Origin of the sequence: Paenibacillus sp. FSL H7-0756 (assembly GCF_038006765.1) — a bacterium.
Classification (GTDB): domain Bacteria; phylum Bacillota; class Bacilli; order Paenibacillales; family Paenibacillaceae; genus Paenibacillus_AQ.
Genome location: NZ_JBBOVT010000001.1, coordinates 1206555 through 1227023 on the forward strand (window position 1 = coordinate 1206555; position 20469 = coordinate 1227023).

A 20469-nucleotide genomic window follows, 5' to 3' on the forward strand; every position below is an offset into this window, starting at 1 on the left:
GAGCCTATAGGAGGAACCGATATGGATGCACAAATAAGGCCGGAGCCGGGTGCCGCCGGAGCGCAGGCCAGTCAGAGAATCAGCGGCAGGGCAGTGCTGCTGTCGCTTGGCGTCTTGCTTGCGAATATTGTGGTCAACGGGCTGATTTTCCTGTTTTTCCGCGATTCAACGCTTCATCCGCTGCTGACTGCGGTGCTTGCAGTGTTGTGGGGCGTGCTGGGCGTATATCTGATCTATTATACCTTGACTTGGGCAGTGGAGCAGTACCCGGACCATGTCCGCAGGAAGGTGCTGCCTTATGTTTTTGTCGGACCGGCAGTCCTTATTCTCGGGTGGCTGCTGATTCTGCCTGCCCTGCGGACGCTGTACTTAAGCTTCTTCAACGCGTCCTCCGAGAAGTTCGTCGGACTCAGCAATTACGCCGCGATTTTCAGCGACCGTCTGATGGCTACGGCACTTCGCAACAACCTGCTCTGGGTATTCGTGGGCACGCTGGCCTGTGTCTGCTTCGGGCTGCTGATTGCCATTCTTGCCGACCGGAGCAGCTATGAGCGGATCGCCAAATCTATTATTTTCATGCCGATGGCTATTTCCTTTGTTGCCGCCGGGGTCATCTGGAAGTTCGTCTATTATTATCAGCCGGGCGATGAGCAGATTGGACTATTGAATGCGATTGTGACCTATTTCGGCGGTGAACCGCAGGCCTGGACGAGTATGCTGCAGCCGTGGAATAATTTCTTCCTTATTATCATTCTGATCTGGATGCAGACGGGGTTTGCGATGGTTATTTTCTCAGCGGCCATCAAAGGAGTGCCAGAAGATATTCTGGAGGCTGCACGGGTGGATGGGGCGGGTGAGGTGAAGATCTTTTTTGGCATCATGATTCCTTACATCTCCACAACAATTCTGACGGTAACCACCACGATTATTGTCTTTACGCTGAAAATATTTGACGTTGTCATGGTGATGACAGGAGGTCAATACGATACAGAAGTTGTAGCGACGCAGTTCTACCGGCAGTTCTTCATGTACCGCAACTTCGGCTACGGCTCTACGCTGGCTATCGTGCTCCTGATCGCGGTATTGCCTGTTATCCTTATTAATCTGCGGCAATTCCGCAAGCAGGGGGGATTCTAATGGTTGGCACCAAGAAAAAAAAGGGCAGCAAAACAGCCGTCAATCTGATTCTGGGCGTCATCTGCTTCCTCTGGATTCTGCCGACATTCGGACTCTTCGCCTCCTCCTTCCGTCCCGCAGCGGATATTTTGCAGACGGGCTGGTGGAAGGTGTTCCCCCATCAGGAATGGAAAGCGGGCGGGACGGTGCAGCTCTCCAAGGAGGTGGATCTGCGGGGGCCGATTGAGGTGAACGGCAAGACCTATACGGATGAACAGCTCAAGGCAGGTGTGAAGGCGGATGGCAGCCGGCTGATGTGGGAGAACCGCCGGGCACGCACGGTTAATATGCAGGAGCAGGGCTGGCAGGCATTGCCTGACCTCACGCTCGACAACTACAAGAATGTGCTATCCGGCAAGGAGTACACACTCAAGGAAGCAGACGGCAGTGAAACGGTACAGAAGGGGAGCGGATTGTCGCAGGCGTTCTGGAATACACTGACGATTGCTGTTCCGGCGACGGTGATTCCGGTGCTGATCGCCTCTTTTGCCGCATATGCCTTCGCCTGGCTGCGCTTTCCGGGACGGAAGACACTGTTCGTCATCATTATTGCGATGCTGGTCATTCCGATTCAGGTTGCACTAATTCCGGTACTCAAGGATTACACGGCGCTTGGGCTGAACGGCAGTTATCTTGGAATCTGGCTGGCACATACGGCCTTCGGACTGCCGCTGGTTACGTACTTTATGTATAACTTCATCAGCCAGCTGCCGAAGGATCTGTTTGAATCAGCTTTTATTGACGGCGCGAGCCACTTTACTATTTTCAGCAGACTGATTCTGCCGCTCTCCGTACCTGCACTCGCTTCCATCGGGATCTTCCAGTTCCTCTGGGTATGGAATGATTATCTGGTGTCGCTGATCTTCATCGGCAACCAGCCGTCGGTGCAGGTCATGTCGATGAAGATCGCCGATCTGGTCGGCTCCCGCGGCAATGACTGGCATCTGCTGACCTCAGCCGCCTTTATCTCGATGCTGATGCCGCTGGCGATCTTCTTCCTGCTGCAAAAGTATTTCGTCCGGGGGCTGATGGGCGGCTCAGTCAAGGGCTGATCTGCGGCTGGGACAAGAGAAGTCGGCAATCGGGAGGAGAATACGAAGATGAGACCGGAGACAAGAACGGAGAAAAGTACGGAGATAGGCACGGATATACGCACGGGGACGAAAATAAAGATGAAGTCCTGTGAGCATCCTGCCGCCTTATATCCTTACAGGGAGTGGAGTATTGAAGAGGAACACTACGAGGATGAATACAATCAGCGGAGCGAGAGTGTCTTCGCACTCGGCAACGGTTATATCGGCATGCGCGGGAATTTCGAGGAAGGCTATCACGGCAACGCGGGGACTTCGGTAGCCGGAAACTATCTGAACGGCTTCTTTGATTCTGAGCCGGTTGTCTATCCTGAGGGAGCCTTCGGGTATCCCTCCCGCAACCAGGCGATGCTGAATGTGAGCGATGCCCGTATCATCCGGCTCAGCATCGAAGGCCATGAATTCCGGCTGGATCAGGGGAAGCTACACCGGTATAAGCGCCGGCTGGATATGCGGAGCGGCATGCTGCACCGCGAGCTGGAGTGGGAATCTCCCGCCGGGCACCGGGTGCTGTTGGTGATCCGCCGGATGGTTGCCTTGACGCACAAGCATCTGGCCGCTATCGACTATGCCGTGACGGCGTTGAACTTCTCCGGGACACTGAAGTTCGATTCTGTGGTGGACGGCGAGATCCGGCGGCCGGAGGCAACGGATGATCCTAGGCTGGGAGCGGGCAGCGCTTTACCCAGCCTGCTGCTGGAGGACACCGGTTATGACGAAGTATCCGGGGACCTGTGGATGAAGCAGCGGACCCGGCATACACGCTTCGCGCTGCTGACCGCTGTCAGCCATGCGCTGCAGGCGAAGTCCGGGCGCGGGATGGGCCACCAGCTGACCGCTCAGCGCATCTCCGTCTGTTATGCCGCTGCTGTGCGCAGCGGAGAGACTGTGACGCTTACCAAATATATAACGTATCACACCTCCAGGGACTATGGGGAGGAGGAGCTGCCCGGCCGGAGTGCTGCAGCCTTGGCGCTGGCCAAGGAGCTGGGCTTCACCGGTCTGGCCGGGGAGCAGCAGGCGTATCTGGACAGATTCTGGGCTCAGACTGATGTGGAGATTAGCGGTGATCCTGCACTCCAGCAGGGCATCCGCTTCAATGCTTATCAGCTGCTGCAATCCGTGGGCCGGGACGGAGCAACGAATATCGGAGCCAAGGGCTTAACCGGCGAAGGCTATGAGGGGCATTATTTCTGGGACACGGAGATGTACATGCTGCCGTTCTTCACCTTCACGCAGCCGGGGATCGCACGGGCGCTGCTGGACTTCCGGTATGCAACGCTCGGTAAGGCGCGGGAACGGGCAGCAGTCATGTCGCAGAAGGGGGCGCTGTACCCGTGGCGGACCATTGACGGCGAGGAGAACTCTGCCTACTTCCCCGCAGGCACTGCCCAAGCGCATATTAACGCCGACATTGCCTACGGCCTGAAGCAATATGTCCAGGCGACCGGTGATATAGATTTTCTGGTTAGCCGGGGTGCGGAGATACTGTTCGAGACCTCAAGGTTCTGGGCCGATCTGGGCCACTATAACCCCGCGCGAGGAGGGGCCTTCTGCATCGATGCAGTAACAGGGCCGGATGAATATACAGCGATTGTGAATAACAATGCTTATACCAATCTCATGGTGCAGGATCAGCTCCAGTATGCCTATGAGACAGCTTTGCTGCTTCAGCGGGATTATCCGGCGGATTACGAACGGCTGCGGCAGGCGATAGGGCTATCCGTGGAAGAGGCAGAGGGCTGGAGGGATGCCGCCGCAGGCATGTTCATTCCTTTTGACGAGGGGCTCGGCATTTATGCCCAGGATGACACCTTCCTGAGTAAGCAAAAATGGGATTTCGAGCATACGCCTGCGGATAAATATCCGCTGTTGCTCCACTATCATCCACTTGTAATCTACCGGCATCAGGTGCTGAAGCAGGCCGACCTGATTATGGCGCTGTTCCTGCTCGGGGATAAGTTCAGCCTGGCGGATAAGCTCCGCAACTATCATTATTATGAGCCGTTAACGACGCATGACTCCTCGCTGTCTCCTTGTATCCACAGTATTATGTCTGCGGAGATCGGAGATTTGGCCGGGGCATACCGTTATTTCGGCCGCACGGTGCGGATGGATCTGGACGATATCAACCACAATGCCAAGGACGGGCTGCATATGGCAGCGATGGCCGGGTCCTGGATGTCGATTGTGAATGGTTTTGGGGGCATGCGGCTGGCTCAGGGGGAGCTGAGTTTTGCCCCTGTCCTGCCGGAGCAGTGGGAGAGCTACCGCTTTAAGGTTACAGTGGGTGGTAAACTGCTGGATATCTTCGTTGAACGTGAAGCGGTAGTGTATACGCTGCTGGAGGGAACGACGCTTGAGATCAGGCATAAGAAGCAGCCGCTGCGGCTGCTTCCGCAGGAGCCGGTGAGGATTTCGCTGGTGCACCGGCTGGAGGCTGTAATCCTCGATCTCGACGGTGTGATTACAGATTCCGCCGAGGCTCATTATCTGGCCTGGCAGGCCCTCGCGGATGAGCTGGGTATACCCTTCAGCCGGGAAAAGAATGAACGGCTAAAGGGTGTCAGCCGGATGGAATCGCTGGAGATCGTACTGGAGGGCAGCGACTATGTGAAGCTGTCTGAAGCCGGGAAGCTCCGGCTGGCGGAGAAGAAGAACGATCATTACCGGCAGATGATCGGGCGTATCACCCCGGCGGACCTCCTGCCGGGTATCCGGGAGCTGCTCGATTCCCTGCACGGGCGGGGAATCGCTGTGGGGCTGGCCTCGGCCAGCCTGAATGCGCCGCTGATTCTGGAGCGCCTCGGCGCAGCCCGGTGGTTCCAGGCGGTTGCCGACCCGGCTGTGCTCCGGAAGGGCAAGCCCGACCCGGAGATCTTCCTGCAGGCGGCAGAGCAGCTGGGTGTTCCGCCGGGCAACTGCATCGGCGTGGAGGATGCAGCCGCAGGCGTGGCCGCGATCCGGGCGGCGGGCATGAAGGCTGTAGGCATCGGCGCGGCCGGGCAGCTTGGCGCGGCCGACCTGGTGCTGCCTTCTACGGCGGAGCTGGATGCCGTGAAGCTGCTTGAGCTGTTCGCGCGTTAGGCCGCCGGCGGGGAATAGAACGTTATTTACTCAAAAGTTGATTTCGTTCATATTACACTTCATTTACTATGAGATTAAACAAGCCTCTGCAGCTATGCAGAGGCTTGTTCGGCTACACTCATAAATGCGGCACTGTATGGAGTTTTGTTCGAGGCCAACTTTCGGCGATAGATGTATTCTGTACAATTAAAAACCGTAAAAGGCAGGAGTTCTTCTTCTAAGTGTAGTCTGTACAACTAAATTTGCCCAAAAGGGCGGGAACAGGGTATGGCTGGCATTTTAGTTGTACGAAAGAGTCAATTTCATAATTCAGTTTGCTAAATAGCAAGATTTGGCCAAAATCTAAAATCAATTTTTAAAAAATCAGGCTACTTGCTGGGAGTCTTTCAACTGTTGGTTCAACTTGTCTAACGCAAACTTGCTCAAATTGTACGCGAGCGTACTGAGCTGGAAATCGACACTTGCCCGGACACCGCGGTGGCGTGTGCGTTTCAACCCGAAATACTCTTTGAGATAGGCAAATACACGCTCCACGGCCGTCCGCTTGTTGTATAGCGTGGTAAAACTTTCGCTGCCTCTGGCGGGATAGGTATGCAAACGCAAATCCGTTTGGATGCGAATTTTAAACACTTTTTGGCAAGAGGTACCGGACAGCGCACAGCCTTGGCATTCACTAGGCCGGGTGTACTTCAGGGTCTCATATTTGGCCTCAAAACTGTCGTAACGGTACGCATGCCCTTGAGCGCACACCGGCGTGTAATCCAGATTCATTCCCGCAGGCGGGTCTTTGTGGTGAATCAGAGAAATCGCAGGATAGGCGCCGAGCGAATGAATCAACTGGTAGATTGCCGCGCAGTCGTAGCCCTTGTCGCCCAAGATATGCTTGACCTTTAGCATGGGAAACTTCAGGAGCAGGCCTTTGAGAAGGACGACCGCCATACGCTGGTCATTCGGATGGGCTGAACTCCAGAGGCCGCTTAGGATATACTGGCTGTCCGTGTCGACCAGCAGATTCGCCTTGAACCCGTAATAGCTGGTCATTCGGCCCTTCGTATTTTTCTTGTCACAACGCGCAGCATGCCGGGGCAACGCGGTCAGCAGTTCATCGTACGTGTAGGGCAACATCGCTTCAATGGTTTTCTGGAACGGTCCGAGACTTTGTTCATAAGCTTCCATTTCCTCGCGCCGACGTTCCTTTTCCGCCGGGGACGGACGACCAGGCTTGCTATACCTGGGTTTCTTCAGCGGCTTGTTCACCGTCTTCGGCTCAGGCTCGGAATGTTCGAGCTGAAGTTGTTCAGCCACCGGAGCTTCACCTTTCTTTTGCTCCCGGCGAGCCGCACGACGCTTGGAGGCCGATTCGCTAAATTGGCAATCCCACGCCTCGACCATGGAGGAATCCACAGCAAGATGGGTGCCGCTCACAAACCCTTCTTCTAGGGCAGATGTGACTAGGCGATCCTGCAGTTGTTCCAGCATTCCCGTTTGCTCCAGCGCATGAATCAAACGAGAATAGGAGGCCTGGCTGGGAATGTTGTCCGAGCCCGTAAACCGGCACTGGACTCGAAATTCGTTGCTATGATTCAATCGCCGGACCAAGGCAGAGACAAACTCGATGTTCTCCATTTTAGCAATCAGCAGCGAGTAGATCATGGCAGGTACGTTTAATTTTTCAGGCCGTCCGCGATGGCTCTTTTTCCCCAGTGCGAATAGAACTGGAGCTAAATGTAAGTGTTCAAAGATTTGGCTGTATTTATCTTCCGGAGCCATCTGGAGCAATTCCTCAAAGGAAAACAGTTCTTCTTGTCGAATAGAATAGATAGGGATTACCTCTTTTCTTCTCGGGTGTTGGTTTCGTCGCCTATAACTTCGAGAATTTGGGGAGGTACTCCTTTTTCTATGCTCAAAAAAACCAGATATAGCAAGGGTTTTGAATTATGAAATTGTCTCCGAAATACAGCTAAACGGTTTTTCGGCGTTACATCAGACGATATAGTTGTACAGAATGCAGTTAAGTAGCCCGCTCAAGTATCCCCCTCAAGTAGTCCCTCCCTCCTCCAGCTCCACAGGCAAAATATGCGCAGCGGCCACGCTCTGGCCCTGCACCTGCTGCAGAATAAGATCCACGGCCAGCTGGCCTATCGCTTCCATCGGCTGGCGGATGGTGGTGATCGGCGGGTCGAGCAGGCTGCGGAGCATAATGCCGTCATAGCCGACGATCTTCACATCCTCCGGGACGCGCCGTCCTCTGGTGCGGCAGGCCTTCAGGGCATAGGCGGCGATGATATCGCTGCCCGCAAAAATCCCGTCCACCTCAGGATGCTCCAGGAAGAGCTGCCCGAGCAGCTGCTCGTAGGCTTCGAAGTCGAAGCTGTTGTTGTCCGTATGGAGGGTGACATACTCCAGGCTGTGCTGCTTCGCCATATCCTCGAAGGCCACGCAGCGCAGATGGGATAAGATGTTCAGCTTGGGATGCCCGCCGATATGGGCGAGGTGCCGGCAGCCTTTTTGAATCAGAAGAGTTGTCGCCAGCTTGCCTCCCTCATAATTATCCGAGCAGACATAAGGGATATCCGGTGAGATCTGCCGGTCGAACGTCACCAGCGGCAGATTCATCTGCCGGTAGGCTTCCACCTCCAGCGTATGGCTGCCCATAATAATGCCGTCTACCCGGCTTGCGCGCAGCATGTGGATGTATTCCTGTTCCTTCTGCTTGTCCTGCCACGAATTGCAGAGCAGCAGCTTATAGCCTTCGCGGTAGGCATGTTCTTCAATATGACTGGTCAATTCGCCGAAAAAAGGCAAAGACACATGCGGAATAATCAGTCCGATGATGTTGGATTTGGAGCGGCTAAGGGAGCGGGCTAGTTCGTTCGGCCGGTAATTCAGCTCCTCCATCGCCTGGTGCACCTTGTGCTTCAATTCCTCGCTTAAGTAACCCCTGTTGTTCAGTACCCGGGATACGGTGGTTGCCGATACGCCAGCCTTCAGCGCAACGTCTTTGATGGTCGGCATGGCCAGGCCTCCTGTCTGAGCAGTCAACTGCAGATTCATTCTAACGTGAGCGGTCGGCTCTGTCCAATTGGGGCGGCTGCTGTCGCTTTTTGTTGTTTCTAAAAACACCTTTTCCCCCTATAATTGTATCAAAGCAGTCCCCGTAATAAAGCCCCATGTATACATTATCCTTCGACTTGTCAGATTCCGATTATGAGATAGATGAACGGGAGTGTGCGAATGAGTGTAGATCATATTCATCTCAGGTTGTTAAGAAGCTTGCTTGTGCCTCTGCTGATCTTCCTGTATACGACAGGCCCGGCAGGAGCTGCATTCGCCGCAGCCGAGGAGCTTCCCGCCCGGAACGTGCTGGTGCTGCATTCCTATCAGAAGGGCTTCGCCTGGACCGATGACCAAAGTGCAGGAATAGAGGAACGTCTCAAAGATACCGCTAATCCTCCCGTCATCTACACCGAATACATGGACTGGAAAAGGTACCCCACGCAGGGGAACCTCGAGCATTTCTACGAAACCATCCGCTTCAAGTATCAGAACATCCATATTAATACGATCATTACAACGGACGATGCGGCGCTGAGCTTCGCGATGAAATACCGCCATGAGCTTCTGAACGATGCTCCGATTATTTTCAGCGGGGTCAACGAGCTGGGGGTGGACAGCCTCCCGGATAAGCGCAACATGACAGGCGTTATTGAGAAAATCGATGCTTCCCCCACCATCCGTATGGCCATGGAACTTAACCCTTCGCTGAAAAAGGTGTATGTCGTCTTCGATAATTCGGAGAGCGGGCTGTCGACCGGCCGGATGGTGATGGATCAGATTAGCTCCTTGAATCCGGGGCTTGCGCTGTTCCCTATGAACCGCTTGTCCATGGAACAGATCAAAGCTACGGCATCGGCGCTGTCCCCGGACAGTATTATACTGATGACTACATATTATAGTGACTCTACCGGAAGAATTGTGGAGTTCGACAGGTTCGCAAGCGAGCTGGGCAAGAGCAGCAGTGTTCCGGTGTACCATATCTACGATTTTGCATTGAACCATGGCGCCTTCGGCGGCGGTCTGATCAGCGGCAGAATGCAGGGGCAGGCAGCGGCCGGTCTGGCGCAGCGTATCCTGAAGGGAGAGCATGCCGGAGATATCCCGGTAGTGACCGACAGCAATGTACGTAAGGTATTTGATTATAATGAGCTGCAGCGCTTCAAGATATCGCCGGAGAAGCTGCCGAAGGGCAGCGAAGTGATTAACGAGCCGTTCTCCTTCTATCAGACCTACAAGGTGCTGGTGCTAAGCATCGTGGCTGCTTTTGCGGTGCTGGTAACCTTCATTATGGTGTTGTTATTCTATGTGCAGCTGGTCAGAAGGATTAGAAGCAACCTGGAAAAAAGCAATGAACGCTTCAGCCTGGCAACCTACGGCTCGGATGCGGTAATCTGGGACGTTGATATGTCTACGATGATCTATTACTTCTCGGACAGCTGGTATGAGGTGCTCGGATATGCCCGGGATGAGCTGAATGAGAGCCGCGGCGGCTGGCGGGATATCCTCCATCCGGAGGATGCCGAGCAGGAGAACCGGCTGCGCATCCAGCATCTGGAGGGTCGTTCTTCTTACTACTACGCTGAATACCGGATGCGCAGCAAGACAGGCGAATACAAGTGGTTTCAGGCGCGGGGCAAGGTGCTGCGTAATGCGGGCGGCGGATATATCCGGTTTGCCGGATCGATGGTGGATGTCACGGACCGCAAAGGCTATGAGAGCAAGCTGCAGACGAGCTATCAGGAGCTGGAATCGACCTATGAGGAGCTGACTGCTCTGCAGGATGAGCTGCTGGAGCAGTATAACAAGGTGGTGGAGAATCAGGCGCTGCTGCAGATCAGTGAGGAGAAGTACCGGCTGCTGGCTTATAACGACGTGCTTAGCGGTCTGCCGAACCGGCTGTCGTTATCCGAGGAGCTGCAGCGGTTCATTGAAGAGCATTCCGGCGGCCATGCGGCGCTGTTCTTCCTGGATATCGATAACTTCAAGTACATTAATGACTCCATGGGCCATACCTTCGGGGATGAGCTGCTGGTGCAGGTCGGTGAACGGCTGCTTAGCCTCTCTGACGGGCGCAGTAAGCATTTTCGCTTCGGCGGCGATGAGTTTGTGATTCTGTTCAAGGATGTGGCAGAGGCGGGTGAGGTGATCCGCTATGCGGATTCCCTGGTACAGAGCTTCAAGGAGCCGTTCCAGCTTCATGCGGGTGTGGTGCATATCTCAGCCAGTATTGGAGTTGCAGGGTACCCGGAGAACGGAGGGAATGCGGAAGAGCTGCTGAAGAATGCCGATATTGCCATGTACAAGGCCAAAGAAGCGGGCAAGGGCAGCTATATGATCTACGGGCAGGAGATGCAGCGGTATTTTGACGAACGGATGATTATTGAGAATCACTTAAGAAGCGCGGTATCCAATAATGAGCTGTCGCTGCATTACCAGCCGCTGGTGGATACCGGCACAGGTGAGCTGTGGGGCTTCGAGGCGCTGATCCGCTGGAACAGCCCGGTGCTCGGCTTCGTCTCCCCCTTATCCTTCATCCGGATTGCCGAGGATTGCCGCCTGATCGTCCCCATAGGTGAGTGGGTGCTGCGCGCCGCCTGCCGGTTCACCAAGGATCTGCAGAATCAGGGCTATGAGGGCTATCATATCTCGGTTAATATCTCGGTCATTCAGCTGATGCTGGATGACTTCACGGAGATGGTGCTGAGCGTGCTGGAAGATACCGGGCTTGCGCCGGAGTATCTGGAGCTGGAGATTACGGAGTCGATCTTCATGGAATCCTTCGAGGCGATCAGTTCCAAGCTGGAGGCGCTCAAGGAGAGAGGCATTGGCATTGCGCTGGATGACTTCGGAACGGGCTATTCCTCACTCAGCTATCTGAAGCAGCTCCCGATTACTACCCTGAAGATCGACAAGTCCTTCATCGACAGCATCGATACCCCGGACAATATGTCGCTGGCCAGCTCCATCGTCACCATCGGCCATGATATGGGACTGAACGTTACGGCTGAAGGGGTGGAGACCCCGGAGCAGCTTGCTTTTCTGGAGCGGACCCGCTGTGACAAAATTCAGGGCTACTATATCAGCAAGCCTATTCCGGAGAAAGAGGTCGCGGGCTGGGTGGCGGGGCGGATGGCGGGTTGAGATTAAGCTGTGAACCGAAGAAGTCCGGGTTTTCTCACAGAGTAATACGGCAACATGGGGAAGAAGTGGGATTATGTAGTTCACCGGAACCTTTCCGTGTCCCGAAACGTAACTATCTATTTATGATGTAATTAACTCTGAGTATATCAATAAGTGAGGTGTAGGCTTGTCATCAATTTTACTAACGATTTTTTCGATTAATTTTGCTCTCTTGCTTGTGCACGAAATGGATGCAATCAGAGCCAGAGAATGGAGGATGTTTATCTTCCTGAGAGAGTTGACAGATGAACGTGCCTTTAAAGTATTCACAATTTTGCATCTGCCGTTGTATGCCTTGTTACTGTTTTCATTTATAAGTCAACAGCTGTTATCTTTCGTTATAATAGACATATTTTTAATTATTCACTCGATCGCCCATTTTTTCTTTGAGAAGCATCCAAGTAATAATTTCAAGAACCTATACTCTAGATTAATTATATATCCAATGGGCCTATTGGGTTTGTTGCATCTTGTTGGGTTAATGTATTTGTAGCAGCATCAGCCACCTATAGTGCACTTGAAATCACTGGACGCAGGCCAAATGAGTAAATCAAACGGCACCGTCCTTTAAAAGGACGGTGCAGCCGTTTCTAATTGGTTAAATACATGCTGCATCAGAGGAAGTGTTGTAATTGTTGCAACTTGAAGCCCAAGATGCCATGTGTTCATGCGGCTTGTTGTACAAATTGCATCAATTGTACCGTTAACCCGCTTGGGGAAGAGGAAATGCTTCCTTTTGTGCAACATTTTTAAAATTGAGCCGAAATAAACAGGGGAATGTTGCATTATGGGCAGAATTTCTAAACCGGCAATTCACGTGACAATGGCGCTACTCGTCTCGCCCCGCACTACTTCAGCAGCTTCCGCGCCAGCTTGACCTTGCTGCCGTAAGGCGGGTAGACAATGCCGAGGTCAAGCCGGGTGCCCCGCTTAACAATGCTTTTGTGATGGGAGAAGAGGTCGAAGCTGTATTTGCCGTGGTAGCCGCCGATCCCGGAGTTCCCGACACCGCCGAACGGCAGCCGGGTACTGGCTACATGGGAGATGGTATCGTTGATGCAGCCGCCGCCGAAGGACACCCCGGTCATCACCTGCTGCTCCACCTGCTTATCGCGGGTGAACAGATAGAGAGCGAGCGGCTTCGGACGGGCGTTGATGCTCCGGATGGCTTCCTCCAGCCGGGTATACTCCATAATTGGCAGCACAGGCCCGAAGATCTCGTCCTCCATGGAAGCGTCACTCCATTCCGCCGGATAGATCAAGGACGGCTCGATATACAGCTCCTCAGGGATCACTGTCCCGCCCAGAATCAGCTTATCGCGGTCCCGTTCCAGCATCTCTCCGATCCGCCGCAGCTGGCGTTCATTCACGATCCGCCCATAGTCTGTGTTATGCCGGATGTCGGTGCCATAGAAATCGGTGATGCAGCGCTTCATCCGCTCAATCAGCTCCGCTGCCACCTCGCTGTGGACCAGCAGATAATCAGGCGCAATACAGGTCTGCCCCACATTGATCAGCTTCCCCCAGACAATCCGTTTCGCGGCGGTCTCCAGGTCAGCACTCCGGTCTACGATTACCGGGCTTTTGCCGCCCAGCTCAAGGGTGACGGGCACCAGGTTCTTCGCCGCCGCTTCCATAACAATTCTGCCTACAGGCACACTTCCGGTAAAAAAAATATAATCGAATGCCGCATGAATCAGCAGATTCGTCGTCTCCTTCTCGCCCTGTACTACCCGGATATAAGCGGGATCAAAAGTCTCCCGGATCATATCCTCGATGACAGCGGAGGTAGCGGGTGTACTCTCGGAGGGCTTCAGTACGGCGCAGTTCCCGGCGGCGATAGCACCGATCAGCGGTTCGATCAGCAGCTGGAACGGGTAGTTGAACGGCCCGATAATTAGCGCCGTTCCGTAAGGCTCGGCTATGATTCTGCTCCGCGCCGGAAACAGATGCAGTGGTGAGCCTACCTTCACCGGCTTCATCCAGCGCCGTAGATGCTTCATCATATAGCCGATGCTGTCCAGCGTGAATCCGATCTCTGTGGCATAAGCCTCAAACTCGCTTTTATGCAAATCCTGGCTCAGTGCAGCAATAATCCGGGTTTCATTGCGTGAGATGGCCTCCTTCAGTTTCCGAAGCTGCTCCAGCCGGAAGCCGTGGGTTCTCGTAACTCCGCTGGCGAACCATTGTCTGTGCTCAGCCAGCAGTTGGTCAATCTGCCCTGCAGTGGACGGTGGCATGCTTGTATCCTCCTCGGTCGTTTGCGGTTCCTACAGATTACCTGCTGAAGAGGGCAGAGTCTGGATGTAATCCTGCATCCGGCTCCGGTTCAGCAGGGTGATTTCATTGCCCTTGAATTCGATCCAGCCCTGATCGCGCAGGAATCCCAGCTCCCGCGACAAGGAAGGGCGGGCGGTATTCATATGCTCGGCCCATTCCTTCCGGCTGAAGGGAAGCTTCAAGGTATCGGATTCCTGCTGCTCTCCCTGCTCCAGCAGGAAGTCTACGATACGGCGGCGCAGCGGACCGGCGGACAGGTTCTCGATCTTCCGGTTCACCAGCACCAGCCGCTCGGACAGATTCTCGATGAAGCGGGTGAGGATATCGGTGTCGGCCGCGAATAATCTCAGCAGCTCCTGCTTGCTGATGAACATCACCTTGCAGGGGCCAGTGGCCGTGACGGTGGCGGGCACGGTGTTATTCCTGCGGAATAATACGGCTTCGCCGATGGTCTGTCCCTCCTTCAGATGCGCGATGGTCACACTGCTGCCGGTGGGGTGTGTCTTCTGCACCTCGATGCGGCCGGAGAGCAGAATCCCGAGCCGGTCTGCCGGATCACCCTCTGCCAGAATAATCGCATTCTTGTGGTAGGAGCTGACAGCGTAAGCCAGTGTATCCAGCAGCTGTCCGATCTCTTCTGCGGACTTTCCGCGAAATAGCAGGCAGGATTGCAGTGTAGCAGGCTCCGGTCTCATACTTTTCCTCCCGATGTGTAGTGATTGGTAACATTCGTTACCGATTGATAGACGAAAGTCTACTACAATTATTGGTAACTGTAAAGGCGAGGCACAGAGCGGTTCCAATAATGATAAGGAGTGATTCAGGTAATGAGCGAAATGTTTTGTTTCCAGTGTCAGGAGGCAGCTAAGGGGACGGGTTGTACGATTCAGGGGGTGTGCGGCAAGACTAGTGAGGTAGCGAATCTGCAGGATCTTCTGGTATATACACTCAAAGGCATTGCCGTCTTCGCGCGCAGCGGGCGCGAACTGGGGATCACCGATCCGGTAACGGAGAAATTCATTATAGAGAGCTTGTTCGCTACGATTACCAATGCCAACTTTGTGCCGGAATTCTTCACGGCGAAGGTTCGGGAAGGACTGGCCCTGCGGGACCTGTGGCGCAGCAGAGTGGCCGATGCCGGAGTGATGGCCCATTTATCGGAGCATGACGCGGCGAACTGGAATGCGGTGACCGATGAAGAGCTGATGGAGAAGGCGGCAACGGTGGGCGTGCTTGCTACGGAGCATGAGGATATCCGTTCCTTGCGCGAGCTGCTGACCTATGGCCTGAAGGGAATGGCTGCTTACATGGAGCATGCCGCAGTGCTGGGCTTCTATGAAGCGGGCGCACATGCTTTTATGGAAAAAGGCTTGGCTGCTGCCCTGGATGACAGTCTGAGCGGCGGCGAGCTGACAGCCCTGGTGCTGGAATGCGGCAAGTTCGGCGTGGATGTAATGGCCCTGCTTGACCGTGCGAACACCGCAGCCTACGGCAACCCTGAGATTACCAAAGTCAATATTGGTGTAGGTACAAACCCCGGTATTCTGATTAGCGGTCATGACCTCAAGGATATGGAGACGCTGCTGAAGCAGACCGAGGGTACCGGAGTGGATGTGTATACGCACAGTGAGATGCTGCCGGCCCACTACTATCCCGCCTTCAAGAAATATAGCCACTTCGTAGGCAACTACGGCAATGCCTGGTGGAAGCAGAATGAGGAATTTGCCAGCTTTAACGGTCCGATTCTGATGACCACCAACTGCATTGTACCGCCGAAGGACAGCTACAAAGACCGGCTATACACGACAGGCAACACCGGTTATCCGGGAATTCAGCATATCGCGGCAGGCACTGATGGTGAGAAGGATTTCTCAGCTCTGATCGAGCAGGCCAAGAGCTGCAGTGCTCCGGTAGAGATTGAGACCGGAGAGATTGTCGGCGGCTTCGCCCATGCGGCTGTAATGAATGTGGCAGATCAGGTGGTTGGAGCGGTAGAGAGCGGCGCGATCAAGCAATTCTTCGTCATGGCCGGCTGCGACGGACGGATGAAGAGCCGGAATTATTACACCGACTTCGCAGCAGAGCTGCCCAGTGACACGGTGATCCTTACCGCAGGCTGTGCCAAATACAAATATAACAAGCTGGCGCTTGGCGATATCGGCGGAATTCCGCGCGTGCTTGATGCCGGCCAGTGCAATGACTCCTATTCTCTTGTAGTTATAGCGCTTAAGCTGAAGGAAGTCTTCGGTCTTGCGGATATTAACGATCTTCCGATCTCCTATAACATTGCCTGGTATGAGCAAAAAGCGGTGATCGTCCTGCTGGCGCTGCTGCATCTGGGCGTGAAGAACATTCATCTGGGCCCTACGCTTCCGGCCTTCCTGTCGCCTAATGTAGCCAAGGTTCTGGTAGATACCTTTGGTATCGGCGGTATTACTACCGTACAGGAAGATATGGAGCGGTTCATCGCTGCGGTATAATACAAATTCAATATGAGCCAAAAAACACAAAAGCGAGTCTCCGTATATGTATACGGGGGCTCGCTTTGTGTGTATAGATATGAACGTTACCGTCAGCGCTTATGGCAGCCGGTAGACCGCAAACGGCTCGCCGGTGCGGAAGGCGGCGCTAGCCTGGTCAAGTTGCTCAAGTACCTCCGCATCCGGCGAAGCAGAGAGACTCTGCAAATTATGCTGGACCTGCTCTACTGTAGTCGCGCCGACAATCACCGTGGAGACGGCGGGCCGGTTCATCAGCCAGGACAGGGATAGAGCCGCAGGTGAGGTGCCCAGCCCTTCCGCAATGGCCTGAACCTGCTCCCCGAGCGAGATGCGTTCCGGGGTAAGAAAGCGGCGGAAGTTCGGATCGGTCTCTGCTCTGGAGCCGGCAGGGGCCTTGCCGCTGCCGGCATATTTGCCGGTAAGGATACCGCCCGCCAGAGGGAAGTAGGGGATGATGCCCAGCCCCTGATCCAGGCAGAGCGGAAGCAGCTCGGCCTCGGGCGTGCGGTCAGCCAGCGAATAGCTGCACTGGATAGAGATGTATTTCGCCCAGCTGCGGGCTTCGCTGATTCCAAGCGCCTTCATCAGCTCCCAGGCGGCATAATTGGAGGCTCCGATATACCGCACCTTGCCTGCGGAGATCAGATCATCCAGCGTGCGCAGCGTTTCCTCCAGCGGTGTGTAGGGGTCGAAGGTGTGGATCTGATACAGATCCACATAGTCAGTCTTCAGCCGGCGCAGGCTGCCCTCCAGCTCCTGCATCAGGTGATGGCGCGAAGAGCCGCTGCCGCCGGGTCCCTCATGCTTCGGCAATCCGGCTTTGGTCGCCAGCACTGCGTTATGGCGTCTGCCCTCAAGCGCAAGGCCGATGATCCGCTCCGATTCAGAGCCGGCATAGATATTGGCGGTATCGATGAAATTGATGCCCTGACCCATAGCGGTGTGCAGAATGCGGACCGAGGTCTCCTGATCTGCCCGTTTACCGAATGAATTGGTTCCAAGACCCAGGGCGGACACCTGAAGGCCGCTATTGCCTAGACGGTTATATCGCATGCTCTCACTTCTCCTTATCTAGTAGTACTTAACAAGAATCCCGCACAAGCAGCTTGCCGCCGGACTCCAGGCGGCTGCCTTGCGAACGGGCGAGATTAATTACTGCATGCTCCTCCTCGAGCAGTTCGATCTCCTCGCCCAGCTTGAGGAGCAGCCTGGAGAAGCTGCTTAGGACACTATCCGTAATGTATCCGGTGAATTGCCCCGGGTGGGTGAACACCTCAAGCATATGCCGGAGCGGGTCTGTGCCGGAGCCGAACTCTCCGTTCATACGGCTCAGGGTAGCCTCAAGATCGCGGATCAGGCTATCGAGGTGGTTGTATTTATCCTCCAGCAGCAGCATGACCACCAGACCGTAATTCACCGATTGCTGCCGGGACTCTACGTTCTTGGCCAGCTGGCGTGCCGCCTCACGCAGTCCGTCCACTTCTATACGCAGCAGTCCTGCGAGGCTGTGCAGACGATGCTGCTGTACCCCGGCATATCCGGCGTACAGGCCGCTGCCGGTAACCTGGCCGCTAACATAAATACTGCCGGTGGCTATAATCGTAGATTGGCGGATATCGCCATAGACGTACACATTCCCCAGGGCTTCGATCCGTACAGATCCTTCCAGATCTCCCGGTACAATAATGTCGCCTGCGAACATAACGTCGCCCGCAGGCTCTGTCATCTCTCTGGTCAGCAGACAGAGCGGAGGGAAGTCGCAGATCCGGATGCTGCCGCTTCCTCCGCAGATGCGGGGTCTGCCTGTGTGGTTGGCTACGATATTACCGCAGGGAAGGAGCTTGGCATGATTGCCGGCAGCAAAGTAGATATCCTGCGGCGGGGGAGGGGGCAGAACCCTTCCGTCTGTGTCGAGGCCGGGAATGCCTTCCTCCGGCGGCAGTTTGCGGGCGAAGACCTCACCTGCAAAGGTAAAGGGAGCTCCCGGGAAACGGAGATACTCCAAGGGTTCCGCAGGCTTCTGAGCGGGGGATTCCTGTCCCCCAAGCATTCTGTTCCCCTCCAGTGTATGCTCCGGCAGCAGGAATTCCAGCCGGGCTTCCTTGCCGGGCAGCGGAGCTCTTCCTTCTGCGATGCATACGGGAAGATATGTAGGATTCTCCAGCTCCGCGTACAGGGCGGGAATGTTCAGGCTGCGCAGAATGAAACGGTTGTCCAGTGAAGAAATAATCTGTTCTATGGTGAGCGTGGACAGCAGCACCGCCGGGTTGGGCTGGGCACGGACGACCGCCTCGAAGGCGGCGGGACAGTTAACCAGATTCCAGGCGTACTTCTCTGCACGGTATAAAGTGAAGTGGACCTTGAGCTTGTCAGGCGATACGGTAATTTCATACTGCGGCTTCTCGCAGATCTCCCAGGTAATATAATCTGACTTGGTCACCTCGGTTGGCTCTGTAACGGTCTTCCAGTTGATCTTCAGGACAACAGGGTGGATCGCAGAAATGCGGGCGGGAGCGCCTCCGGGGAGCGGGGGAGTAATGAATATCTGGTTGTCCTGCACGAGGATAATTCCATTCTTATCTCCAGTTGTCCCGTCAGAAGTCCGGCCCTCCACAGAGAATGAATCCAGGAGACCTTTACGTTCAAGCATCAGGGACTCTACGAATTCATATCGGCTTGGTTCGATATCCTGCTGCGGCATGGTTGTAACCTCACTTTTTCGTATGATCAATGGCAATTCGTACAGAAAAAGAACATCATCAAGCCCGGAAGTCTTCCTCCTGAACAGCTGGCTTAAGTGGTCTCTATTGGCAGCCTGGCAACCGTAAACGCGGATTCTGGCGTTCTTAGGCCCATAGCTTTGCGTCCTGCCCTTTCGGGAAGTTTGCCTTTAGAAATAGATCAATGATATACATCCTGTAGAGGTGATGAATTGTGATCGACTGCAATCGACAAAAAGAATCATAAATAGTTCTTATGCGTCATTAACTTCTGCAAACAAGCTTAATTCTAGTACTTAAAGAGCTATTTTTCAACTATATTATGCCTATTTATCAAAAAACTCGAAATATGCAGCTCTATTTCGACAAAAAAACTGGTTTCCCAGCGCTTACAGCTTATGGAAGAGGAAGATGAGAAGAAATGCGGGTATTCAACTGTTGGAACACCTTGGGCTTGGCAAAACCCGGAGTGTTCCTTTTTAATAAGCAGTATTGCGAATGATTATGTAATGTATGTGTTAACTATGTAAATAAACACAAACATTCAGTGTATTATTTCGTAATAAAACCGAAGACATCGCAAATTCATTGTAATATAATCTAACTCATACCAAAGAAACGCGAGTTAATGTTAACTAAACTAACATTAATAGAGATAGCGACATCAGGAGAGGAGCATAAACCATGCAGATTGCAGCAACACCTTACATCTGGCCTTATGACGGGGCAGTGGACCCGGCGAAGACAGCGCTGATGATTATCGACATGCAGACGGATTTTTGCGGCAAGGGCGGTTACGTCGAGAGAATGGGTTATGATCTCTCATTAACGGCGCGGGCGATTCAGCCCATTCAGCGGCTGCTGGCACGTATCCGGGACATCGAAGGGTTCACCGTGATTCATACCCGCGAGGGGCATAAGCCGGATCTGTCGGATCTGCCGGCGAACAAACGGTGGCGCAGCCGCCAGATCGGGGCTGAGATCGGCTCCGAAGGACCGGCGGGACGAATCCTCGTACGGGGGGAGCGCGGCTGGCAGATCATTGAGGAGCTGGCGCCTGCCCGCGGAGAGTACATTATAGACAAGCCGGGCAAAGGGAGCTTTTACGCAACGGACCTGGACCTGATCCTGAGGAATAAAGGAATTACCCATCTGATTCTGACTGGTATTACTACCGATGTCTGTGTACACACCACGATGCGGGAGGCCAATGACCGGGGGTACGAGTGTCTGATCCTTGCGGATTGCACGGGAGCGACGGATGAAGCGAATCACCTGGCGGCGTTGAATATGGTTCAAATGCAGGGCGGGGTGTTCGGCAGTGTAAGTGATTCGCAAGCGGTGCTGAAGGCGCTGGAGCAATACTAAATCATTCAT

General features: G+C 54.3%; 12 protein-coding genes, 1 pseudogene and 1 riboswitch. Of the genes and pseudogenes, 7 read left to right on the forward strand and 6 right to left on the reverse strand.

The window, feature by feature from the left end:
* Positions 1-21: 21 nt before the first annotated feature.
* Genes NST04_RS05435 through pgmB form a run of 3 tightly spaced genes read left to right on the forward strand, consistent with a single transcriptional unit; the run spans position 22 to position 5354 of the window.
* On the forward strand, positions 22-1137 hold the full coding sequence (locus NST04_RS05435; RefSeq protein WP_341183466.1) for a carbohydrate ABC transporter permease: 1116 nt from the start codon (positions 22-24) through the stop codon (positions 1135-1137).
* A complete protein-coding gene (locus tag NST04_RS05440) occupies positions 1137-2228 on the forward strand; it encodes a carbohydrate ABC transporter permease (protein WP_341183467.1) in 1092 nt (363 codons plus the stop codon). The genes NST04_RS05435 and NST04_RS05440 overlap by 1 nt, the downstream gene beginning before the upstream one ends.
* A gap of 48 nt (positions 2229-2276) precedes the next feature.
* Entirely contained in the window at positions 2277-5354 is a 3078-nt protein-coding gene (gene pgmB, locus NST04_RS05445) for a beta-phosphoglucomutase (RefSeq protein WP_341183468.1), read from the forward strand.
* A 363-nt stretch (positions 5355-5717) separates the two neighbouring features.
* Here the strand turns inward: pgmB and NST04_RS05450 are convergent, their stop codons facing one another.
* Positions 5718-7124 (reverse strand): transposase, encoded by a 1407-nt coding sequence (locus NST04_RS05450; RefSeq protein ID WP_341182742.1) that lies wholly within the window; start codon positions 7122-7124, stop codon positions 5718-5720.
* Positions 7125-7391: 267 nt separating this feature from the next.
* Positions 7392-8369: a LacI family DNA-binding transcriptional regulator gene (locus NST04_RS05455; protein WP_341183469.1), complete on the reverse strand. Its 978-nt coding sequence runs from the start codon at positions 8367-8369 to the stop codon at positions 7392-7394.
* Positions 8370-8588: 219 nt separating this feature from the next.
* Here NST04_RS05455 and NST04_RS05460 point away from each other — a divergent pair, with 219 nt between their 5' ends.
* Together NST04_RS05460 and NST04_RS05465 are read left to right on the forward strand one after the other, a co-directional pair.
* A complete protein-coding gene (locus NST04_RS05460) occupies positions 8589-11552 on the forward strand; it encodes an ABC transporter substrate binding protein (protein ID WP_341183470.1) in 2964 nt (987 codons plus the stop codon).
* A gap of 166 nt (positions 11553-11718) precedes the next feature.
* Positions 11719-12084: a DUF6713 family protein gene (locus NST04_RS05465; RefSeq protein ID WP_341183471.1), complete on the forward strand. Its 366-nt coding sequence runs from the start codon at positions 11719-11721 to the stop codon at positions 12082-12084.
* Between the two features lie 355 nt (positions 12085-12439).
* On the opposite strand, the pseudogene NST04_RS05470 reads toward NST04_RS05465, so the two are convergent.
* Positions 12440-13846: pseudogene (locus tag NST04_RS05470) on the reverse strand (aldehyde dehydrogenase); the annotation flags it as partial.
* Between the two features lie 15 nt (positions 13847-13861).
* Positions 13862-14566, reverse strand: a complete 705-nt coding sequence (locus NST04_RS05475) for a Crp/Fnr family transcriptional regulator (RefSeq protein ID WP_341183472.1) — start codon at positions 14564-14566, stop codon at positions 13862-13864.
* A 132-nt stretch (positions 14567-14698) separates the two neighbouring features.
* On the opposite strand from NST04_RS05475, the gene hcp reads away from it, so the two are divergent.
* Entirely contained in the window at positions 14699-16351 is a 1653-nt protein-coding gene (gene hcp / locus NST04_RS05480; protein ID WP_341183473.1) for a hydroxylamine reductase, read from the forward strand.
* Positions 16352-16450: 99 nt separating this feature from the next.
* Here the strand turns inward: hcp and NST04_RS05485 are convergent, their stop codons facing one another.
* Entirely contained in the window at positions 16451-17425 is a 975-nt protein-coding gene (locus NST04_RS05485) for an aldo/keto reductase (RefSeq protein ID WP_341183474.1), read from the reverse strand.
* A gap of 28 nt (positions 17426-17453) precedes the next feature.
* Complete coding sequence (locus NST04_RS05490; RefSeq protein WP_341183475.1) at positions 17454-19103, reverse strand: flagellar assembly protein A; 1650 nt, start codon at positions 19101-19103, stop codon at positions 17454-17456.
* 75 nt (positions 19104-19178) lie between these two features.
* Positions 19179-19271: riboswitch (cyclic di-GMP riboswitch) on the reverse strand.
* Between the two features lie 505 nt (positions 19272-19776).
* On the opposite strand from NST04_RS05490, the gene biuH reads away from it, so the two are divergent.
* On the forward strand, positions 19777-20460 hold the full coding sequence (gene biuH / locus NST04_RS05495) for a biuret amidohydrolase (RefSeq protein ID WP_341183476.1): 684 nt from the start codon (positions 19777-19779) through the stop codon (positions 20458-20460).
* Positions 20461-20469 lie beyond the last annotated feature (9 nt).

Excerpts from the sequence above, each read along its gene's own strand:
- biuH (WP_341183476.1), top strand. The coding sequence starts at position 19,777 with ATGCAGATTGCAGCAACACCTTACATCTGGCCTTATGACGGGGCAGTG.
- NST04_RS05440 (WP_341183467.1), top strand. The coding sequence starts at position 1,137 with ATGGTTGGCACCAAGAAAAAAAAGGGCAGCAAAACAGCCGTCAATCTG.
- NST04_RS05485 (WP_341183474.1), bottom strand. The coding sequence starts at position 17,425 with ATGCGATATAACCGTCTAGGCAATAGCGGCCTTCAGGTGTCCGCCCTG.
- hcp (WP_341183473.1), top strand. The coding sequence starts at position 14,699 with ATGAGCGAAATGTTTTGTTTCCAGTGTCAGGAGGCAGCTAAGGGGACG.
- NST04_RS05450 (WP_341182742.1), bottom strand. The coding sequence starts at position 7,124 with ATGGCTCCGGAAGATAAATACAGCCAAATCTTTGAACACTTACATTTA.
- NST04_RS05475 (WP_341183472.1), bottom strand. The coding sequence starts at position 14,566 with ATGAGACCGGAGCCTGCTACACTGCAATCCTGCCTGCTATTTCGCGGA.
- NST04_RS05460 (WP_341183470.1), top strand. The coding sequence starts at position 8,589 with ATGAGTGTAGATCATATTCATCTCAGGTTGTTAAGAAGCTTGCTTGTG.
- pgmB (WP_341183468.1), top strand. The coding sequence starts at position 2,277 with ATGAGACCGGAGACAAGAACGGAGAAAAGTACGGAGATAGGCACGGAT.
- NST04_RS05435 (WP_341183466.1), top strand. The coding sequence starts at position 22 with ATGGATGCACAAATAAGGCCGGAGCCGGGTGCCGCCGGAGCGCAGGCC.
- NST04_RS05455 (WP_341183469.1), bottom strand. The coding sequence starts at position 8,369 with ATGCCGACCATCAAAGACGTTGCGCTGAAGGCTGGCGTATCGGCAACC.